The organism is Parasutterella muris (assembly GCF_943193095.1).
In the GTDB taxonomy this organism is placed as follows: domain Bacteria; phylum Pseudomonadota; class Gammaproteobacteria; order Burkholderiales; family Burkholderiaceae_F; genus Parasutterella; species Parasutterella muris.
Genome location: NZ_CALPCV010000002.1, coordinates 1 through 20,666, shown reverse-complemented (window position 1 = coordinate 20,666; position 20,666 = coordinate 1). Strand labels below are relative to the sequence as shown.

The 20,666-nt window shown below is 46.8% G+C and carries 14 protein-coding genes and 2 tRNA genes; 6 read left to right on the top strand and 10 right to left on the bottom strand.

Translation table 11 applies throughout. The features are described from left to right. Positions 1-131 precede the first annotated feature (131 nt). A complete protein-coding gene (locus NFR90_RS01070) occupies positions 132-2,282 on the bottom strand; it encodes a Dam family site-specific DNA-(adenine-N6)-methyltransferase (RefSeq protein ID WP_251449910.1) in 2,151 nt (716 codons plus the stop codon). A gap of 74 nt (positions 2,283-2,356) precedes the next feature. Here NFR90_RS01070 and NFR90_RS01065 point away from each other — a divergent pair, with 74 nt between their 5' ends. Beyond that, positions 2,357-4,090: an AlwI family type II restriction endonuclease gene (locus NFR90_RS01065; protein WP_251449908.1), complete on the top strand. Its 1,734-nt coding sequence runs from the start codon at positions 2,357-2,359 to the stop codon at positions 4,088-4,090. 78 nt (positions 4,091-4,168) lie between these two features. Here NFR90_RS01065 and NFR90_RS01060 read toward each other — a convergent pair whose 3' ends face one another. Further along, positions 4,169-5,329: a M20 metallopeptidase family protein gene (locus NFR90_RS01060; RefSeq protein WP_371873837.1), complete on the bottom strand. Its 1,161-nt coding sequence runs from the start codon at positions 5,327-5,329 to the stop codon at positions 4,169-4,171. A gap of 86 nt (positions 5,330-5,415) precedes the next feature. Then, positions 5,416-6,486, bottom strand: a complete 1,071-nt coding sequence (locus tag NFR90_RS01055; protein WP_160336388.1) for a substrate-binding domain-containing protein — start codon at positions 6,484-6,486, stop codon at positions 5,416-5,418. A gap of 205 nt (positions 6,487-6,691) precedes the next feature. On the opposite strand from NFR90_RS01055, the gene NFR90_RS01050 reads away from it, so the two are divergent. Next, complete coding sequence (locus NFR90_RS01050; RefSeq protein WP_251449906.1) at positions 6,692-7,867, top strand: alpha-hydroxy-acid oxidizing protein; 1,176 nt, start codon at positions 6,692-6,694, stop codon at positions 7,865-7,867. A gap of 158 nt (positions 7,868-8,025) precedes the next feature. After that, complete coding sequence (locus NFR90_RS01045) at positions 8,026-9,702, top strand: IS1634 family transposase (protein ID WP_251449904.1); 1,677 nt, start codon at positions 8,026-8,028, stop codon at positions 9,700-9,702. Positions 9,703-9,846: 144 nt separating this feature from the next. On the opposite strand, the gene NFR90_RS01040 is transcribed toward NFR90_RS01045, so the two are convergent. From NFR90_RS01040 to msbA, 3 genes are all read right to left on the bottom strand, one after another. After that, positions 9,847-10,893, bottom strand: a complete 1,047-nt coding sequence (locus NFR90_RS01040; RefSeq protein ID WP_160335642.1) for an alpha/beta hydrolase — start codon at positions 10,891-10,893, stop codon at positions 9,847-9,849. Between the two features lie 209 nt (positions 10,894-11,102). Beyond that, entirely contained in the window at positions 11,103-12,626 is a 1,524-nt protein-coding gene (locus NFR90_RS01035; RefSeq protein ID WP_202074592.1) for an SLC13 family permease, read from the bottom strand. 167 nt (positions 12,627-12,793) lie between these two features. Further along, positions 12,794-14,566 (bottom strand): lipid A export permease/ATP-binding protein MsbA, encoded by a 1,773-nt coding sequence (gene msbA, locus NFR90_RS01030; RefSeq protein WP_160335641.1) that lies wholly within the window; start codon positions 14,564-14,566, stop codon positions 12,794-12,796. Positions 14,567-14,657: 91 nt separating this feature from the next. Between msbA and NFR90_RS01025 the strand changes: the two genes are divergently transcribed. From NFR90_RS01025 to dcuC, 3 genes are all read left to right on the top strand, one after another. Beyond that, positions 14,658-15,599: a glycosyltransferase family 9 protein gene (locus tag NFR90_RS01025; RefSeq protein ID WP_160335640.1), complete on the top strand. Its 942-nt coding sequence runs from the start codon at positions 14,658-14,660 to the stop codon at positions 15,597-15,599. Positions 15,600-15,644: 45 nt separating this feature from the next. Continuing rightward, entirely contained in the window at positions 15,645-16,577 is a 933-nt protein-coding gene (locus NFR90_RS01020; RefSeq protein ID WP_251449902.1) for a DMT family transporter, read from the top strand. A gap of 142 nt (positions 16,578-16,719) precedes the next feature. Continuing rightward, positions 16,720-18,099, top strand: coding sequence for a C4-dicarboxylate transporter DcuC (gene dcuC, locus NFR90_RS01015; RefSeq protein ID WP_251449900.1), 1,380 nt, complete (start codon positions 16,720-16,722; stop codon positions 18,097-18,099). Between the two features lie 166 nt (positions 18,100-18,265). Here dcuC and NFR90_RS01010 read toward each other — a convergent pair whose 3' ends face one another. The 4 genes from NFR90_RS01010 to NFR90_RS00995 all read right to left on the bottom strand — a co-directional run bounded on the left by NFR90_RS01010 (position 18,266) and on the right by NFR90_RS00995 (position 20,666). Then, entirely contained in the window at positions 18,266-19,042 is a 777-nt protein-coding gene (locus tag NFR90_RS01010; protein ID WP_251449898.1) for a dienelactone hydrolase family protein, read from the bottom strand. A gap of 137 nt (positions 19,043-19,179) precedes the next feature. Next, complete coding sequence (locus tag NFR90_RS01005) at positions 19,180-20,088, bottom strand: AraC family transcriptional regulator (protein WP_251449896.1); 909 nt, start codon at positions 20,086-20,088, stop codon at positions 19,180-19,182. 390 nt (positions 20,089-20,478) lie between these two features. Continuing rightward, a tRNA-Glu gene (locus NFR90_RS01000) sits at positions 20,479-20,554 on the bottom strand. Positions 20,555-20,590: 36 nt separating this feature from the next. Continuing rightward, positions 20,591-20,666 (bottom strand) — tRNA-Ala (locus NFR90_RS00995).

Sequence of the window (20,666 nt, the reverse complement as noted above, 5' to 3'; positions counted from 1 at the left end):
TAGGACTCAGAAAAATCATAAGTTTTAAGCTGTGTTCAGTTTACGGGGTTCACTCAGTTAAACTTTAATTTGGTTTAACATCATCAAGTAGTCAGCCGATTTCAGAAAACGATACATAGAGAAAAATCAGACTAGCGGGCTACGAATACAAATTCTTTCGCGTTGTTTTTATTGTCCCCTGTTTTATGACCTTGATTTCCGCAAGAGTATTTATGATCAATTTCAAATATTGAAACGTCCTTCTCTTGTTTCTCAAACATTTCCTTTATCTCTTCTTTTGTTGGAAGACTATTTGAAGAATAGGATAAAATTATAATTTTCTCTTTATGTTTTGCAATAAGGGACTCAAAGGCCGTATAGACTGAGACTTTGTTTGAAAATGGAGTTGGATACGAGCGAAATTTTTTGGTTTTTGTATGTTGCTGAATCTCGACACCGTTCCAGTCTCTAGCTAGGCCTTCTAAAAAATGGTATCGCCGCACGTATTCATTATCCGAGAATCTAGAACAGTAAGGAGGATCCATATACACGAGATCTGCATCCTTGCTGAAATGCATAGCATCCTCACAAAATGCCCTATTTTCGCAACCGTTATCAAAAACGGCTTGGTTGAATATTTTGACGCCTTCAAGAAAATGTTCAAAGATTGATTTGCGTAAATCTAATCTTCCGTCATCGTACCTGAATCCAGTAAAAGTAAATATCCCTCTCGGCCTTTTCTTTAAAGCCGCTCTAATTAAAGAACTTTTTGCAATTGCATATTCAAATTCGTTTTTGAGCATTGCAATATTGGTTCGCAAAATATCTATCTGTTTATTATCTTCATCTGAAAAATATAAGCCCTTAAAATTCTCAGATATAAAATTATCTGACAATATAGGTGGTACGAGAAGTTGTAAAGCCTTTTCATCAGGTAAAAGAATATTTGAATTTTCTACTATGGCCTTTGCCTGCAACTGATTCATAACCATGTAGTCATTCGATAAAACCTTCTTCCCAAGACTTTTGAGCAGATATCCAACCGAAGAGCTTCCGCAAAAAAGATCTATCGCGGAATTAAAGCTAAGCTCTTGAAATATTGAAGCCAGATTAGGAACAAGCTTACTTTTAGAGCCCATATATCTTGACGAAGGAAATAATGCTATCTGCTCCTCCCATGGCAAAAGGGACCGATTTGTTATTTTTTCAATGGAACATTTTTTTTCATTGATTGGGAAAATAATAGAATCCTCCCCTTTCCTTGTTTCACTTGTCTTGGATATGTATCTCTTGGTCTGAACAACTTCTTTACCAAACTCTTTGTATAAGTCAAATACAAGGGGAGCTGTAGAGTTAGTTAAAAGTACATGAACTCCATTCTCACTAAGTCTTTCAGCTAAAGTTGCAAGGCGTTGTTGATCTTCCAGAGTAAAAGTTTCCTTGGTATATCGATTAAAATCAGCAAACTTCGATACAGGCAAATAAGGAGGATCAAAAAAAACAAAATCTTTCGGCCTAGCGAATTCTTGAACTACTTCTTGGAAATCACCCTCAAGGATTGTTGCCCTTTTTAGCAAATTTGAAGCGTGGATTAGATTAGTTTCATCAATGAAAGAAGTACGTTTGTACGAACCGTAAGGTGTATTAAATTGACCTTGTCGGTTAACTCTGTAAAGGCCATTGAAGCAGGTTTTGTTTAGATAAATAGTTCTAGCAGCGGCTTCAATAGGATCTAAATTTTCAACTTTTTGAGATCTAACCTCATAGTAAAAATCCCTCTCATTTTTAAAATTGCTGAGCATTTTTATCAGTTGAATTGGACTTTTTGCGATTACCCTGTAAAGATTAATGAGTTCAACATTTGAATCAGAAATAATCGCTTTCTTAGGTGAAAGATGAAAGAATAGCGCCCCCCCTCCAATAAAAGGTTCTATATAAGTACCGAAATCTGAGGGTACATGTTTAATAAGGAAAGGAAGTAACTGAGTTTTTCCGCCCGCCCATTTCAGAATTGGTTTAATTCCGGTGTCGGCAGAATCAGGCGTAGACGTCTCTGTCTTTTTTATCTCACCGGGTTTTACCTTCATGCAAGTTGGTTTATATTGAACTAATCTCTCAAGGATTAAGGGGTCGGAAAGACGAGCTTCTTTTAAAAGGATTGAAAGAACTGCCATTGTTTCGGGAACCGTGCCTTTTGAACTATAGTTGCAAATGGAAGCGGGATTCATATTGAGCAGTTCTGCAAGACTTTTAAAAGTGAAGCCTGATACAGCTATATTTTCACGAAATTCTTTGTACTTCATACGGGATTCCTTTTTTATAACTATAACATCTAATAGACCTATTAGGCACTTTATGAAAATGCTAGGGAGTGAAAGTGACAAAAAAGACAATTGCATGGCAAATCGGAAATACAACGATTAGAAATCCCTACAGGATCAAAGACGGCCTTATTGCTTTGAAAGAAAGCGGTCTCGCAAATGTCAAGGCAGGTGCAGAGTGGGATAAGTGTTTCCGTGACGAATTAATTAGACACGGGCTCTTAAATGCAAGTGATCATTCCGATGAAACTTACAGCGCGGGGAGAAAATGGCGGTCTGCATTTGAGAAACTCGGATTTATCTTTCCGAGGCCTCCAAAAGATAAGTCCTCAATAGGAAACTTTCGAAGCCTATCACCACAAGGGATTAAACTAGCTAAGGCTTCTCTATCCATTGAAGTCGAGGAGTTATTCACACGAGCTTTGAGTGCTCCAGTCTTTAACTGCCCGGATGGCAAACAAACATTCTCTCCTCTATTCTGGGTAATATCAATCTTAAATGGGCTAGAAGAAAGGGAGGCTGAGACACACCTTACTTTCAGTGAGTTTAAAAATATCGTTCAAACCTCTTCCCCTGATAAGTACAAGGTTGATTTTGTAGTCCAAAAACTAATAGAGAGTAGAAACAATTCCGCTGCTGAGAATAGGATTGTGGACGAGTTCCGCGGAGACAGTATCAGTGCAGAGACAATTCGTACTCTAAGCGATTATGCGGATATGAATTTGAGATACCTCAAAACAACAGGTCTTTTCGTAAATTATTCACATGGGATTGCACCAAATCCTCTGAAAGCCAGCATTTTTAAAGAATTTAAGAAAGAAAAGATCTTCTTTAAAGATGATGATTGGGAAAATAAGAAAGAAAAGATCTTCTTTAAAGATGATGATTGGGAAAATAAAAAAGATCAATGTGTTGGTTTCCCAATGTTTTTCGATGACGCGCTTGAAGCCAGAGAAGTTTATCTTTCTCAATTAAAGCAGGCAAAAGCCGAAGGTGTGGAATACGATGCCTCCTTTGATTTACAAATCGCTGACGCAGCTCAAATTAAAGAAGAATATAACAGTCTCTACTTAAAATGTTTCGAACATAGGGAAAGAAAATTTGCCAGCCAGCAAGCTGGGCAATGGCAAGAGATTTCTCGGTATATGGATATATTGAATTTAGGGAAAAAAGTTAAAAGAAAATCAGAGGACGATGAACAGCTTTCAATACCCACCGATATGAAACCAGCATATTTTGAATGGGTTATTTGGCGTTCTTTACTTGCCATAGACAGTCTAAAAAATTCGCCGGATGAAGTTAGAAAATTTAATGTCGATGCGAATTATTATCCTATTTTTACAGCTCCTGGAGGTACGCCTGACCTAGTTGCTATGTTTGAAGATTATCAACTTGTAGTAGAGGTAACCTTATCAGAAAACAGCAGACAGGAGGCTATGGAGGGAGAACCGGTAAGAAGACATGTCGCGGATGCCTGTAAACTTAGTAAGAAACCAACCTTTGGACTTTTTATTGCAAGAAAAATCCACACAAATACTGCGGAGACCTTTAGACATGGCCTGTGGTACTACGATAATGATGACTTAACTGAATTACAGATTGTTCCTGTTTGTCTTTCTGAGTTTAGAGATTGGTTTGTATGGCTATTTCAAAACAATGTTCAAGATAAGGCAGGACAACTGCGCTTATTTTTAGAAGACTGTTTAAGAAACAAATCGCAATTTACCGCTCCAGAGTGGAAAACCGCAGTTAAGGAGGCAATCAGAAGACGTATTCTTTTAAGAAAATGAACAACAGATTAAAGGTTTCACATGAATACCCATAGTCTTTATTTGTCGCACGGCCTTCCATGACATATTTAATGAAATTTACTGTCGATCGGCTAAGCTCGACAAGGCCAGATAAGCAAAGAGCGCTCCTGCTTCCGTAATGATTCGATCATTGAAGTCATAGTGCGGGCTGTGCAGCGCCGCCTGATGCTCCTTGTCTCTGACACCGATAAAGAAGAAACAGCCCGGAACTACCTTTTGATATGCGCTGAAGTCTTCGCTGATCATATAGGGCTCCGTTAAGCGCAGTGTGCGCTCACTTCCAAACATGCGGGCGGCCGCGCGTTCAGCAAAATCCGTCAGTTCGGCGTCATTGTCGACCGCACCTACCAGTCTGATGTAACGCGCCTCAGCCTCGAGTCCAAACGCCTTGGCGATGCCTACTGAGCGGGTTTTGATTTCGTGTTCGATCAGATCTCTAACCGACTCTTCGAAAGTGCGTGTTGTTCCGAGCAGATGAACCGTTTCCGGAATAATGTTGTATGTGTTCGGGTTCCCGGCTGTAAAGGAGCAGACGGAGACAACTGCGGATTTAAACGGATCGAGTGTCCTTGAGACCAAAGTCTGAAGCGCGATAAAGATTTCGGCTGCTGCCGGAAGCGGATCTTTGCCGAGGTTGGGGCGAGCGCCATGGGTGCCTACACCTTTCACATCGATTTCAAAACGATCACAGGCCGCCATTGTCGGTCCGGCCCTAAATCCGATCATGCCTAAATCCAGAAGCGGTTCGTTGTGCGCGCCGTATATTTCTTTGACATCGTATTTTTTGAATACTCCGGACTGCACGACACTGCCCGCGCCGTTCACGCTTTCTTCAGCTGCCTGGAAGATACAGAGGATATTGCCTGCAAAGTCTCTGTGTCTGCTGAGGTAAAGAATCGCCGCGAGCAGCCACGTTTGATGACCGTCATGTCCGCAGGAATGCGCCTTCCCATTTTCTGATGCCCACAGACAGCCGCTCTGCTCGGTAATATTGAGCGCGTCGATATCGGCCCGAAGGGCGATTGTTTTACCGGGCTTGCTGCCTCGGATCAAAAGAAAACCGCTGCCGGAAGATGACGCCGTATCCAAACCCTCGATTCCGTTTTCTTTGAGAAATTCCGCGATCTTCGCAAGCGTTAAAGACGTATCAAATCCGACTTCGGGTTCTCTATGGACCCGTCTTCTAAAGTCGATTAAACGCTTTTCGTATTGTTTAATCTCATCGATGATGTCCTGAGGATTCAGGTACTGCTACATAAAAGACTCCTCTGTTTCGATTTTTGAATCCGTTCTGTTCTCGTGCTTCAGGTCGATGAAAACACATCGCTTACGCGCATGATCTCTCCGCATGAAGAAAAGTCATACCCGGGAAGATCGTCCCAACTGATTGTCTTTAAATACTCCACAAATGCCTCTCCTTTCTTTGATTGGAGAAATGAGAGCCGAGCGGCTAAAAAATAGCTTTCTTTAACAAGCGGAATAAAATCCAGGCCATGCTGCTCCGCTATTTTTTCGGTACAAATGCCCGCATCCACCTTGCCTGAAGCAATATTCACCGCGGTCAGAGGCGCAGATGCGGAAATATTGTCATAACCGTCGATTTCCTCCGGCTTCACACCGCAGGCAGTAAGCTGCTCGTCAAAAATCAGCCGAGTTCCGGTACCGACCGCTCGATTCATAAAGCGCGCGTGCTTGAGCTGAAGATCAAGTACCGAATAGATCTTGAGCGGGTTGCCCGCCGCGGTGGCAATTCCCTGAAGGCGCGAAGCAAAGAAAATCAGTCTGTTTTTTTCTTCATCCAGAAGAGGCAGGAACAATTTAGCTGCCGAGCCCCCTCTTGCAGAAGCCTTCGGAAAATTAAAACCTGCGAGATCGCATTTACCTTCCGCTAGCAATTTGAGACCGGCCTGACTCGAGCTAAAGGAGACCTCCAGCTCAAAGGTGTTGGGATGCGGAATTCGTCTCAGTTTATCGAGAGCTATATCTGCGCATCCGTCAATTCGGATCGGATCCCAGCTATCCTTCAGCGCCCGGGAAAACGTCTGGGAGATGCCGGCCTTCAGATCCAGGATTTGTTCCAAATATCTTGCCTGAATTTCCTTGTTCGCCCAAAGAAGTCTCTCCGCATATTCGGTGAGCTCTCCGTTTTTTCCTCTTCCTCTTACTAAGAGTTCGGCTCCGAGTTCTTTTTCCCAGCGATTGAGTTCGTTCCAAAGATGACGATACGAAAACTTCAGCAGTTTGGCCGCACCGGAAAGAGAACCGGAACTTTTTACCGCGTCAAGCATATCGATCAGACTGTTCCTCAAAGGCAGACGCCCGCTGTCGGGTTCAGCGCCGAATGAAAACTCCAGATGCACGTTCAGTTTCTTCATTTAGCGTTCCATTTTTCCCGAGATATGAATACAAGTGCCTATTTTATTCCAGTACTGATTCAGAAAAATCAAGACTCCTATAAATCACATACCCAATTCCAGCGAATCAACCTAGTGTAAATATTAAGTTTTGTCTTATTATGAACTACTGTTCATATTTAAAATTAATGAAATAATTGCATTGCTCACACCAAGGAGAGATGATATGGAACATAAAACAATTCAATTTTCCAGAAGAAACCTTCTGGGATCCGCGGCCGCACTTGCCGGCACCTCCCTCACCGGCATTTCCGCCGCTCAGGCTGCCGAAAGCGCAGAGGCACAGAAGATCCGTCCGCTCACCGGCAAGATGACCTATGAAGAAGTCCGCAACCGTGCTCGTCAGATGATGATGCCGCGCTGCTACGTCTGTCCGGAGTGCAACGGCCGAGGCCCCTGTATCGGTCAGGTTCCCGGATTCGGCGGCATGGGCGCAAGCCGCGGTTTCCAGGCCAACTACGACTCTCTCGCAGCCGTTCAGCTCAACTCTCGAGTGGTACACGACGTACACGTCCCGGACACCAGCATTGATTTCTTCGGCACCAAGATCTCTATGCCGGTCATTGCTGCGCCGACAGGCGGTACCACTTATAACATGGGCGGCAAACTGACAGAAGCCGAGTTTGTTAACGCCATCTGCGGCGGCTGCAATAAAGCCGGCACACTCGGCGCTGTCGCTGACGGTATCGGTGACCCGCTTGACGTCTATGAAAAGCGTCTTCAAACACTGAAAAAAAACGGCTACAAAGCCATCGTCGGCTTGAAGCCGAGACTGCAGAAGGACATTATGGAAAGAATGCGTTTGGCTGAACAGGCCGGCATTATTGCGCTGACGGTTGACCTCGACAGCGCGGGAAGAGCCGCAAGAGCGACTAAGGGCCAGACAGTCGAGCCCAAGACACCTGAACAGCTGAAAGAACTCGTCAAAGCGTCCAAACTTCCGCTCATCTTCAAAGGCATTATGACGCCCGATGAAGCTGAACTCTGTGTCAATGCAGGCGCTGCCGGCATCGTCGTATCCAACCATGGCGGCCGCACACTTGCAGACACCCCGGGAACAGCCGCGGTTCTTCCTCAGATCGCCGATAAGGTCAACGGCAGATGCTTCATTATGGTTGACGGCACACTCGCTCGCGGCACTGACATCGAGAAATATCTCGGCTTAGGCGCCAACTGCACACTGGCAGGAAGACACTTTGTCCGCGCCGCACACGGCGGTCTTGACGATGGTGTCGCTCTCTTTGCCAACCGGCTGAGAGACGAACTGGCCGTCGCAATGGTTCTGACCGGAGCCCAGACAGTGAAAGATATCAACCGCAATATGGTTGTGATTCCTCATTAATTAACCGACTGCTTCCTATCCTGAATTCCCAAAAACTAGATCATAAATATTACTAGTAGTTACACACAGTGCCCAAATTGCCCGTAAACCGGGCATTGGGCATTATTTTTAACTGATTTAATAGATTATAATTATATAATCTACCTGGAGGGATTCATATGCTTGCGAAGACCATTGAGCATGTCATCAAGGTAAATATCAAGGGCAAGGACTATCTGTACCAATTTCAGAATGCTTGGGATCCGATCAAACAGCGTTCTTATAGCAAACACCGAATTACCCTTGGGCGCCTGATTGACGGCAAGGTGGAATTGGGAAGGAAATTTCTTCGAGACAATCCTCAATACAAGGATGTTGAACTAACTTTTACCGATAACAAACTCTGTCCGGTTGGTATTGCAGAAGTCAGTCTTCCGGTGGCACAAATTGTTTTGAACCGGTCGGAAGCACTCAATGCCGGAGCCAGCTATGTATTAGAGCAAATTGCCAAGCAATCGGGAATAACTAAAGCCTTAAAGGTCGTCTTTCCTGAGCATTGGAAAGAGTTACTATCCTTAGCGATATTCTTAGTTATCCATCCTGACGCCACTGTCTCCAACTACGATGTAATAGCGCAAAACTCTCTCTATCCGACTGCCGCTATACCCTCTCAAAGAATCTCCGAAATATTTGAATCCATCGATTATCAACCCTCTGTCGAGCAATATCTGAAGCTGCGTCTTGCCTCCAATAAAGCATTGGACAAGAACAGTTACTGGGCATTTGATACCACTTCAGTGTCTTCTTTCTCACAAACAATTCATAAGGTTACCTATGGGCATAACAAAGAAGACCCTGACATGGCCATGCTAAAGCTGGCGCTGCTGATCGATGAGAAGACAGCCGAGCCGCTTTACTACAAGGTGCTGGACGGTTCTATTGCTGATGTTGTTTTATTGAAGAACCTGTTTATCCAGCTGGCTAAACTTGATGCGGAAGATGTCAACCTGGTGTTGGATAGAGGGTTCTGCTCTGAACATAATCTGCAAATTATGTTCCGCAATCACGTAGGCTTTGTCTGTGGACTTCGTTCAGAGCTAAAAATTGTTGAGCAAACTTTTAAGGAGGTGGCCGGATCACTCAGACTATGCTTGCCGGCAGCATTTAAAAACAGTGTTAACTGCTTTTGTGCAACGCGCGAAATTCAATGGTATTCCAACACAAGAAAATATGGCGCCGAACAGGACAAGTTGTTTATCCATGTCTATTACAGCAAAGAAAGAGAAGCTGACTATGTCATGAATATGACTCAATTAGTCGAAAGTTTTAAGTTGCGTCTGAAAAATGGGAAAGTGCCTAACTCTCCGTATTTCAGGCAATTCTTCAAACGCGGAAAAGATGACGACGGCAAGGTCAAATATGATTTTAATGTTCCGGCTTGGGCTCAGTTCTGCCAGAGTTGTGGTTTCTTCTTTCTTGGTTCTGACAGAATTTCCTTACCGGATGAAGCTCTAAACATTTACCGTCAAAAGGACACCGTCGAAAAAGCGTTTAATAACTACAAAGATAGATGCGGCGGCAGAAGATTGAGGTGTTTGCAGAGAGCTTTAGATGGAAAGGTCTTTGTCACGTATTTAGCTCTGAGTTTAAGACTGATGCTGCATAAGCGGATGCAGGACGCCAACATTGACCCTGAGCAAGCTCCACGCCTGATAAGTGAACTTAATGCATTAACCGTCTATAAGTTCGCTCCTGAGGGCCAAGTCACATATCTCTGGCACGAGATCCCAAAGCGTTACAAGGAACTTATGCAGAAGTTGAAAATAAAAATCCCCGCCCCGATTTTTGTAATCTAGGAGCGGGAATTCAGGTCCTATCACGAAGGCTTTGTTTCCATTGAGACGAGGCCTTCGTTTTGTCAGCTTCAGCTTTCTCCTCAAGAAACAATAAAAAAAGAGGCCGTAAAACGGCCTCTTGATCTTTTATTTCAAATTGTTATTTTATTTTTTTAAATATTTGCCAAAAAACTCTTTCAGTTTTCCGGCTTCCTGATCAACATATTTCGGAACATAGTACGTTTCAATATGCTGAGCGCCAGGGATCAAATAAACCTCTTTTTCCTTTGTCCCGGTTGCCTTCTTGAATGCGTCATCTGTCATATAGCGAGTATCGGAGACATCACCCGCAATCATGAGAAGCGGCTGATGAATCATTGCCATGTGATCGTCCACATCCCAGTTCATCAGATCCATTAGGCTGCTGGTTGTATAAAGGAATGTGGAATTCGGATGGGCATGTGTTCTGAAATAATAAAAGAAGCCGTCCCGATAAAGCGCAAACGGGAGTTTCTTTGCCTGTTCATCGGTAAGGTCCATTTGACCGGAGTAACGAATATCGCCGACTTTTTCCAATGTTCTGGCTTCTGCCGCCTGAGCAAGACGCTGCTGAACCGAGTCAAGCTGAGAATCCTGAAAGCCGTTTCTACGAACTCGACCGGAATTAAACATACTAATCGTCGCAACAGCCTTGATTCGAGGATCTTTCTGAGCAGCAGCCAGAGTATAGCCGCCACCGCAAATACCCAACGCTCCAATTTCAGCCGCATTCACTCCCGGATATGTTCTAATGTAATCGACCATTCCGTTAATATCTTCGATTCGGTTAGCCGGCTTATCGGTGTGACGAAGTTCCCCTCCACTTGCTCCCTGATAGCGAGCATCGGCGGCGATTGTAATATAACCCATAGAAGCGAGCCTCTCAGCAAATAGGCCTGCCACCTGTTCTTTCACTCCGCCGTTTGGATGAGCAACCACAACAGCAGGATAAGATTTACCTGGTTCATAGCTAGGCGGTGTATAGACATTCGCTTCTACACGAATACCGTCAACCGTATAAGAGACCGGGTGAATATTCACTGCCCCAGCGACATTCTTTGTGATTGCGTTTGCATAAACCAGACCGTAAGGATTCGCATCCGCTACGGCCGCACTTACATTAGTTGTCATAACTGCACTTGCCATTAGAACCGCACAAAGTAGTTTTTTCATGCTTCGTACTCATACTTAGTAATAACAAACCCGTTTTAAGTAATTTAAGACTTTCAGCGGGAACCTGTAATTCAACAGTTGTCATCATAGAATTAGCCAAGGCGTGTCCGTTATGAGATTTTCTCCAAGTTTTGCCTATTCCTATAAGCAAAAAACAGCCGTGTCTTCTAGGGAAGAACACAGCTGTTTCCGTTTTTCAATGACAGAACTCAATTAGTCAGGCTCAGAACTCCTCCAAGCACCATACAGACTCCGGCAATCACGAATATAGAAATAACGTTCAGCCAGAAGCCGGCTTTGATCATATCGCCAATCTGAATGTGACCTGTTCCGAAGATAATCGCGTTCGGAGGTGTCGCAACCGGCATCATGAAAGCGGCAGAGGCGCCAAGTGTCGTCACTAGCAGAACCTGCTCAACAGGAATGCCAAGTACGGGAGCCGCCGCGGCTAGAAGCGGAAGCATGGTCGCAGCAAGCGCTGTATTGGAAGTGAATTCCGTCGCAAAAATAACCAGCGCAGCCACACCGATAACAACTGCCACAGGAGGAAGGCCGGTAAAGGAAGCGGCCTGAGCGGCAATTAGCTGAGCCGAACCGGTTGCCTGAATGGTCGCAGCCATCGTAAGGCCGCCGCCAAAGAGCAGAAGCACATCCCAGGGAATACTGTCGCAGTGCTTCCAGTCCAGAGCGCGCTCGCCTCTTTTGAAGTCCACCGGGATACAGAAGAGCGAGATACCGGCAGCCATCGCAATAATCGCGTCGCTAACCTGCTTGAAGGGACGAACGCCGTCAATCGTGAACGAGCGGATCTGAGCGCCGAAGCACCAGAGAATCACAGTCACAACAAAGACAATCAGAACAACAGTTTCACCTTTGGAAAGTTTGCCCAGAGAAATCAGTTCTTCTTTAATCCATTCCTTTCCGCCTTCAATTTTCTTGATCTGTTCACGGAAAAGCACCTTGGTTAAAAGAAGCCAGCTTAAAGGCATCAGGATCAGGACAACCGGCATACCGACCTTCATCCAGTCGAAAATCGATATATCAATGCCGTAGGTTTGCTGCACGAAACGGACAAAGATACCGTTCGGAGGCGAACCGATAATGGTGCCCATACCGCCGATCGAGGCGCCGTACGCTACAGCCAGCAACACACAGATGCCGAAATTTCTTTCTCCTTTAGTAATTGTGGGAGAGGACGAGCTTTGACGAACAACAGACATGACCGCCATTGCGATCGGCACCATCATGGCGGCGGTCGCCGTGTTGGACACCCACATGGAAATGAAACCCGTAGCGACCATCATGCCGGCAATAATTGCGCCGGGCGATGTGCCGACAATCTGCAGCGTCTTGAGCGCGATACGCTTATCGAGCCCCCAGCGCTGGATGCCGGCTGCAAGCAGGAAGCCGCCTAAGAACAGGTAGATTGTGTCGGAAGCATACGGAACGAGTGTTTTAGCGAGCGTATTTACGTCGCATAAGGGATACAGCACAATCGGAAGCAGTGCAGTAACGGCAATCGGAACGGTCTCTGTAAACCACCAGAGCGCCATCCATAACAGAATAGCAAGACAGGCTTTAGCCGCATGTGTAATGGCGACTGTTTGGCCTGAACCGTTCACATAAGAATCCGGCAGTACCAGATAGAGCAAAAGAGCGAGCAATGGCGCAAGGAAAAGCGCGACAGTTTTCGATAATTTCGAAAACGTTCCCATCTGTGTCGGTGTTTCCATAAAAAATCCCAGAAAAAGATGATTAACGGTGTTTTTCTTTTAAAACAGAGTTTATTTAATCATAATTTTTAGGAATTTCTTGGCTTTATAGAATAATTTTTTCAGTAAGAGAAATTAAAATTTCGTATCATGAGAACGCATACTCATTTTACGCTCTCACGAATGGGTTATTTCCCCTCTGAATGATGCTTATCGACCTGCTTGCTGAACTGAATCTTATACAGATGCGCATAAGGTCCGTCCTTCTGCAGTAGTTCAAAATGAGTACCGGTTTCCACAATCGCGCCCTGATCGAGAACAACAATGCAGTCGGCATCCACAATAGTTGAGAGACGATGCGCAACAACAAAGCTGGTTCTGCCGCTTCTCAGCTTATCGAGAGAGGCTTGAATATATTTCTCACTTTCGGTGTCGAGCGCGCTCGTTGCCTCATCAAGAAGAAGAATCGGCGCGTTCTTAAGCAGAGCCCGCGCGATAGAAACGCGCTGACGCTGTCCGCCCGAGAGCTTCGCGCCGGACTCGCCGATGCGGGTATTGATGCCTTCGGGAAGACTTTGAATCAAGGGAAGCAGATAAGCCGCTTCAGCAGCCTTCATAATTTCCTCTTCCGAGACCTCTCTGCCCGCACCGAATGCGATATTGGCAGCGATTGTGTCGTCAAAAAGCATGACTTCCTGCGTGACAATCGCAATCTGTTCGCGAATACTTGCAAGCGTCAGCTCATTCTGCGGGATATCGTCCATGAGGATTTCTCCCGAGGCAGGAATCATGAAGCGGGGAATCATATTAATGATGGTGCTTTTACCCGCGCCGGATGCGCCGACCAATGCCACCATTGAGCCTGCTTCAACCTTCAGGCTGAAATCTTTGAGAGAAGGCTCAAGCGCCTGAGGATATTTGTAGCAGACATTTCTAAATTCGACTTTGCCCTTAGCTCTTCCAAGTATTTTTGTGCCCGGATCTTTTTCCAGAGGGACATCGATCATTTGGAAAAGACTTTCCGCGGCCGCTGCCATTCTCGCGATCGTTCCGTTGAGATTCGCGAGTTTACGGATCGCGGGCATCATCAGCAGCATCGCTGAAATATAAGTTACGAATTCAGACAGAGAAAGCGTTCCGTGCTGCGCCTGAACCAGGGCAACGAAAACCACGACGGAGACTCCGCACATAGAAACGAGCTGGGTGAGTGGGGTGCCCAGCCCCTTAACAACCTGCTGACGCATCGTCAGGCCCTGCAGACGACGATTGACGTGCCCAAAGCGTTCGGCCTCGAACTTATATGCGTCATAAACCTTGATAAGACGCTCGGATTTATAAGTCTCGCCAAGCACGTTGAGCATGGCGCCGAAAGTCACTTGACTGTCGCTGGTGAGTTTTTTCAGTTTTTTACTGACGGTTCTGAGAATAACGACTAAGAAGGGCGCGACCACCAAAGTCACCGCGGTCAGCTGCCAGTTATGCCACAAAAGCACACACATCAGCGCAATGACCTGCAAAGAGTCTCGCACCAAAACAGTAAGAACTTCTGAGGCACTCGAGAGCGCCTGGGAGGCTTCATTGACAAATCTTGAAACCACTCTTCCGGACTGCTCCTGCTGCACGGTTTCTTCCGGCCAGCGGATCATGTTGTCAAACATGAGACCTCGAATCTGGACCAGAACCTTCTGTGACACCATCTGAAGCAGATACGAGCTACAGAACTGTCCGCCTCCGTGGAGCACCGAGATTCCGATCAACGCGATCGGCGCCCAGATCGCCACCAGACCGTTTTTCTGATAAAAGCCCAAATCCGTCAGTTTGCCCATGAGCAGCGCCATCAGTGACGATGTCGCCGCAGCAATAACCATTGCGATCAGAGCCAGAAAAATGTACCCTTTGTACGGCGGAAGATACGAAAAAAGTCGGTAAAGCGGTTCTTTATTTACGGGATTAACTTTCAAAGAAAACCTCTCTAGTTTCAGTTCGGAATAGTTTAATGTCTGTCTTGGCGTTAGACTACTTATCTTGGTTTCTTACTTTGCAACAGTTTATATGGCAATACTTTTTGTAAGACTGCCGAATCATATCGGCGACGCGGTCATGACGATGCCCGCCCTTAATTTGCTGGAAGCGGCCGGATTTCAGCTTTATCTGGTCGGCAAACCCTTTGTCGGGCAGCTGTTTGAAGGAACTAACCGAAGATTTGATCCGATTGAAGGGAACCTTCTGGACGACATTAAGCGCATTCGAGAGCTTGCTGCGACTGTCGAGCGTCCGAGAGGACTCCTGATGCCGAATTCCCTCGGCTCAGCCCTTCTTTTTAAGATGGCCGGCATCAGCTGTACAGGGCTCGCCACGGACGGCCGCAGCCTTTTACTGGAGCATGCGATTCCGGAGCCTCCGAGAATGCACGAAGTCGAACGCTTTTGGTATGTCGCCTATGAAGCGCTCAAGAGCTGGGGCATTAAGCCGCCCTACTCCAAGCTCACCAAACGCATCAATATGAAGCTTGCCAAACGCAATGAAGCCGGCGCGCGCAATCTGGCGCAGAAAATTCATCTTCCTTCGCGCTACGCGATTTTGGCGCCGATTGCCAAAGGACGTCACGAAGGCAAGGAAAAATATTGGAAGCATTTCAATGAACTCGTGAAGCCGCTGCGCGACCGCGGTATTGAACCCGTGGTCTTCCCGGCTGCCGACGAGGCGGAAGTTTCCCGCCTGGCGGCACCGGACGCGACTATTTACGAGCCCACGTCACTTGGCAACTTCGCAGCACTTTGTTCAAAAGCCGCAATCGTTATCGCCAACGACTCCGGAGTCAGTCACATTGCGGCAGCTGTCGGAGCGCCTCAGGTCACTATTGTCGGCGTAACCGACATTGACCGCACCAGTCCGTGGAACGATAAAAACATTATTGTCGGCAGAAAGGGCAGATGGCCTGAAGTCGATGAAGTTATTACCGCAATCGACGACTGCCTCAAAGCAAATCGATAAACTATAAGGACGGGAGAAATCGTATTTCCCGCCTTTTTTATACTTATGCTGCGACAGTCTTTATGGGCAATTGCTGCGGCGGCCTGTTTTTCGGCCATGGCCGCATGCGTAAAATTCTGCAACGGAACATTCGGTTCGCTCGAGCTGGTTTTTTACCGCTCAGCGTTCACGACTGTTTTTATCCTCTGCCTTTGCGTAGCGAAAGGCTGCTCGCTTAAAACTCAGTACCCATTTCTGCACTTAAAGCGCGATTTCTACGGTTTTGCCTCGGTTGCGATCTGGTTCTTTACTCTGGGAAAACTTCCTTTAGGCACCAATATCACGCTGACCTACTGCACGCCGCTCTTTTTAGCGGCTAACTTTATTATTTTGAGCCGCATCCAGAAACGTAGCGCACCGTGGGGCTCAATCGGCGCTATCGCACTAGGCTTTCTCGGAATTGTTCTTCTTGTGCGCCCAAACTTCTCCGAAAGCGAATTTATCGCCTGCCTGCTATGTCTTTCGGTTGCGCTGATTGACTTATTCGGCTACTGGCAGCTGAGATTTTTAGGCCGTGTCAAGGAGCCGTCTCAGCGCGTGGTGTTTTATTTCGCTTTCACAAGCATGATTGGCGCCGCGCTCGGGGTGCTCCTCTTTACGGACGGTTTCCACAAACCGACCTTGGACAACTGTATTCCCCTTGCCTTAATGGGACTCTTCGCAACCGGCGGCATGCTTGCAGCTACCCGGGCATGGATGGGCGGAAATATGCTTCTTGCCGCCTGTCTCGGTTTCTCCGCTATTCCTTTCTCGGAGCTCATCGGCATCGTCCTGTTCGGCAATATACCGTCTCTGCTGTCCATCCTTGGCATGATATGCGTCTGCATTGCCGGAATGTTCGCGACGGTCTTTACCAAAAGAGAAGAGAAACTGCTTAATGAAGCGGCCGAGAAATCCGCTTCAGCTCAATCCGAAAAAAAGTTTCAGCCCAATAATTGAGCACTTTTTTGCGGAAACCTTCAGCTGCAGCCGATTTAATTCGTTCGTTTCCAGAAAAATCGAAAAAAATAACTTCTAAAGGCTATTGGGCAGATATAATTATTAACAATTTAATAATCCTAAATATCCCAAAGGAGCCTTTATGCAATCTCTTACGCTGATTTTGTCAGCCGTTATTGTTGTGCTCACCGGCTGGGCGATTATTAAAAAGTTCCAAGTTAATATGGTTCTTTTCCTTGCCAGTCTTCTGCTCAACGTTTTGGCTGTTATGAACGGTGCAACGAACTTCCTTCCGAAGAACGCTGCCGCAACCGGTTTACTCGGTTTCGATTTCTTCGAATTATTCCGCGCGATCTGCCGCACACAGATTGCCGGCGTCGGTTTCATCATTCTGGTCTCCGGCGGTTTCGCTGCATACATGCAGGCTGTCGGCGCTTCCGACCGCTTCGTCACAGTCTGCGCAAAGCCGATTCAACTTCTTAAGAATCCGTACCTGATCCTGGGTCTCGTGTTCATTGTCGGCCACTGCCTCGGTCTCGTGATCACTTCGGCCGCTGGTCTTGCCATGCTTTTGATCGTGACGGTTTATCCGCTCATCATCAGCGTCGGCTGTTCTCCTCTTGCCGCAGCCGCGGTTGTCGCGAGCGTCCTCTGCGTCGGTTACGCGCCTGCCTCCGGTGTCGCGGTTATGGCTGCCGAATTGGTGCACCTTGACCCGGTTGAATACCTTGTCTCTTATCAGCTTGTTATGGCCGCTCCGGTCGTTCTCGTTATGGCAATCACACACGTGATTGTTCAGAGATACTTCGACAAGAAAGACAATGTTCACGGCGAGGTTGCCGACATCGCTGAGCTTGAAGCCAAGAGAAAAGAAATCGAGAAGACTCCTCTGATTTACGCAGCAATGCCGGTTCTTCCTCTGGTTCTTCTGCTGATCTTCAACAAGATGGTTTACAAGACCATTACGATGAACGTTGCCACAGCGATGTTCCTCTCTTGGTTCGTCTGTTTCCTTGTTGACCTTGTTGTCCGTCGCAAAGCCAAAGAATCCTTCGATCTTTCGTTTGCAATGTTCAAAGGCATGGGCAGTATCCTGACAAGTACTGTCGGTCTTATCTTCGTTGCCGCCTTCTTTGCTAAAGGTCTGCAGCAGGTCGGCCTTATTACTTACCTCATCGATATCGCTAAGAACTGCGGTCTCGGTGTTACAGGTACCGGTGTTGTGCTTTCCGCGATCATCGGTGTCGTGACAGTCCTTACCGGTTCCGGTGTTGCCGCCTTCACCAGCTTGGCCCACGTCATCCCGGATGTCGCTCAGCACCTCAACTCCAACGGTATCGCCATCATGCTGATGATGCACACTGCTTCTGAAATGCTCCGCGCTCTCTCTCCGGTCGCAGGCGTCATCATTATCGTGTCCGGCTTCGCAAAGGTCAGTCCGTTTGCCATTATCAAGAGAACGGCAATCCCCTGCGTTGTCGGCTACCTCACCATGCTGATCATTGTCTCTGTGCTCTTCTAAACACTTGACATTAGTCTGCCAAGACCGCCTCAAAAGAGGCGGTTTTTTATTGCGCTTTTGTTTTAACGAAGGTCAACTCACTTTGAGGGTCATCCGCAGCGCAAAAATAGAAATGCCTCCCGGACTTATCTTCCGAGGAGGCACAGAATTCAGGTTTTAGTGAGTGTTAGCTTCTCAGGACCCGAGTCAGGAACGCGGCTGCCGCATCTCTTGCAGCGGGCAGATTGAAGAGTGTGTGCGGCGCACCGGGCAACAGCACAATCTGCGCGTTCGGATTGCTCGCAAGCACTTTGCCCGCATGCCCCAAAGCGCTGGGATTATCGAGGTAGCTATTGACCTGACTGAAGAATTTATCCGTTGCACTCATGACATTGAGCACCGGAAGCGTATCCGGAAGGTATGAGTTATGAGAGGCAACGTGATAATTGTCTTCGCAGGACCAGGAGAAGATCATGCGGCCCTTTTCTGCGATCATGCCTTCTTCCGGTTTGTAGCGTGCCGCAGTGACACCGCCTTCGCTGGTTCCTGCAATGATCACTCGTCCGTCGCACCAGGGAACGTTTTTAAGTTCGCGCATTGCGTAATTGAGTTCAGCCAAACGCATGCCGTGAACATCCTCATAGTCAGCGGCCGGAACAGGAGAAGAATAGATCAGACGATCTTTTGTCTGCATAGAATCGGGAATCACAACCGCGACGCGCAGCGCATCGGCAAGCCAATAAGCAAACGTTTTAATCTGCGCATTGACGCCGGAGCTTCCGTGCATAAAGACAACGGTCGGGTGCGATGCGGTTTCATTTGCGAACTCGTTCAGCAGACCGACTTTGGGCGCGCCGCCTGCTTCCGGAAGCACCACGTAAGCATTGACAAAAGTCTCACGAAGCGTCGCTTCGGTATGTTTTCTGACGCTTCCCTGAAGCGAGCCGGTATATTCAATAGTCATGACTTCTCCTTGATCGGTTGGTTATTTGCATATCCTTCTTATTTTATTCGTTAGGCAGTGGCAGCAGACGAAAAACAAGCGGAAACTTTCTTAATTTCAATGATTCAAATCTTTCATTCCGCTTCGGGTGCGTCTGACTAAACAGCAATATCTCTGGCCGGAGATTTGCCAAAAAGCCGCTTATATTCTCGACAGAACTGCTGAACACTCTGGTAACCGACTTCAAAGGCTGCGGCAGTAGCAGAGTAGTTCTGATAAAGCATCAGACGTCTGGCCTCATGGAGTCTCAGTCTTTTCTGGTACTGGAGCGGCGACTGAGAAGTCACCGCCTTAAAGTGCGCATGGAAAGTGGACGGAGCCATAAAGGACATTTCTGCCAGTGTTTGAATACGAAGAGGTTCTTTGTAGTGTTCTTTGATCCACTGCACGACCCTTGCGATTCGCTGATTCGGCATGTCTTGAATACAGAGCGCTCTCAGATTGGCGCATTGACCGTCTGTCAGTGCGTAGTAATGAATTTCTCGAAGGACGGATGGCAGAAGCATCTGCATATGCTGCGGGTTGTCCGATAGTCGGATCAGTCTTTCGAACGCATTGACAATTTCCGCAGAAGGCTTGGCGACACAGAAGGCATTGGGCTCCGAATCACAGGTCGGCAGGCTGTCGGGCATTTTCTCCATTAATTCAGAAAGCAGCTGAGGATCCAATTTAAGCGAGACAGAAATAAACGGTTCTTCTTTGCAGGCTCCTTCAATCCTAAAGGACGTCGGAATTTCAACCGATGTAACAATCATCGTGTCGCCGCCGTAGGAATATCTGAGTGAACCGATATCAATAACCTTGTACCCCTGAACAATAATGGCGACCGAAAGAGTGTAAAAGCAGTTTTTATCGATCGTATCTTCTGTGATCACGTGAAGATTGAGGTCCGGAACCTTGCGCCAACCCTCGTCATGTTTTTGCCATTTATCTTCAATCAGTGTCTTAAGTTCTTCGCAGAGTGTTTTTGCGGCCTGACGGCCTTTTTCGCTTTTTCTGCTCTGCATACACCTTTTCCTTGTGTCGATAAGAAAATCACATGACGTCTGAAGCGCAATTTACGCCTCAGCCCAAATTTAAATGTACTCGATCACAAAAAAGACAAAAAGAAATGATCCTCTTGACATATTGCCCGATCCTATGACCGTTCAATAATAACGATTAAAAGGTACGCCCAATATTCCGAAGATTTGACGGAAGTTCAACCCGTTTATATTGTCAAAAATTGGCGCACTCGGGAAAATAGGATGTAGGAAACTTCTGCGCGTGACCCTGATCACGAACCAAGGAGAATCCCGGAGAGAAAAAAAACGATTCCGCGCCTGACAGAGGTACGAAGAAAAAACAAACCGCAGAAACAGCAAAGCCGCCCAACCGGCGGCTTTGAAAATAAATGGTGGCGTCCTCACGGGGATTCGAACCCCGGTACCGACCGTGAAAGGGTCGTGTCCTAGGCCTCTAGACGATGAGGACAATTGCTTTCCGGCTTGCGCCGAATTGCTTGAAACTTGGTGGAGGTAAGCGGGATCGAACCGCTGACCTCTTGCATGCCATGCAAGCGCTCTCCCAGCTGAGCTATACCCCC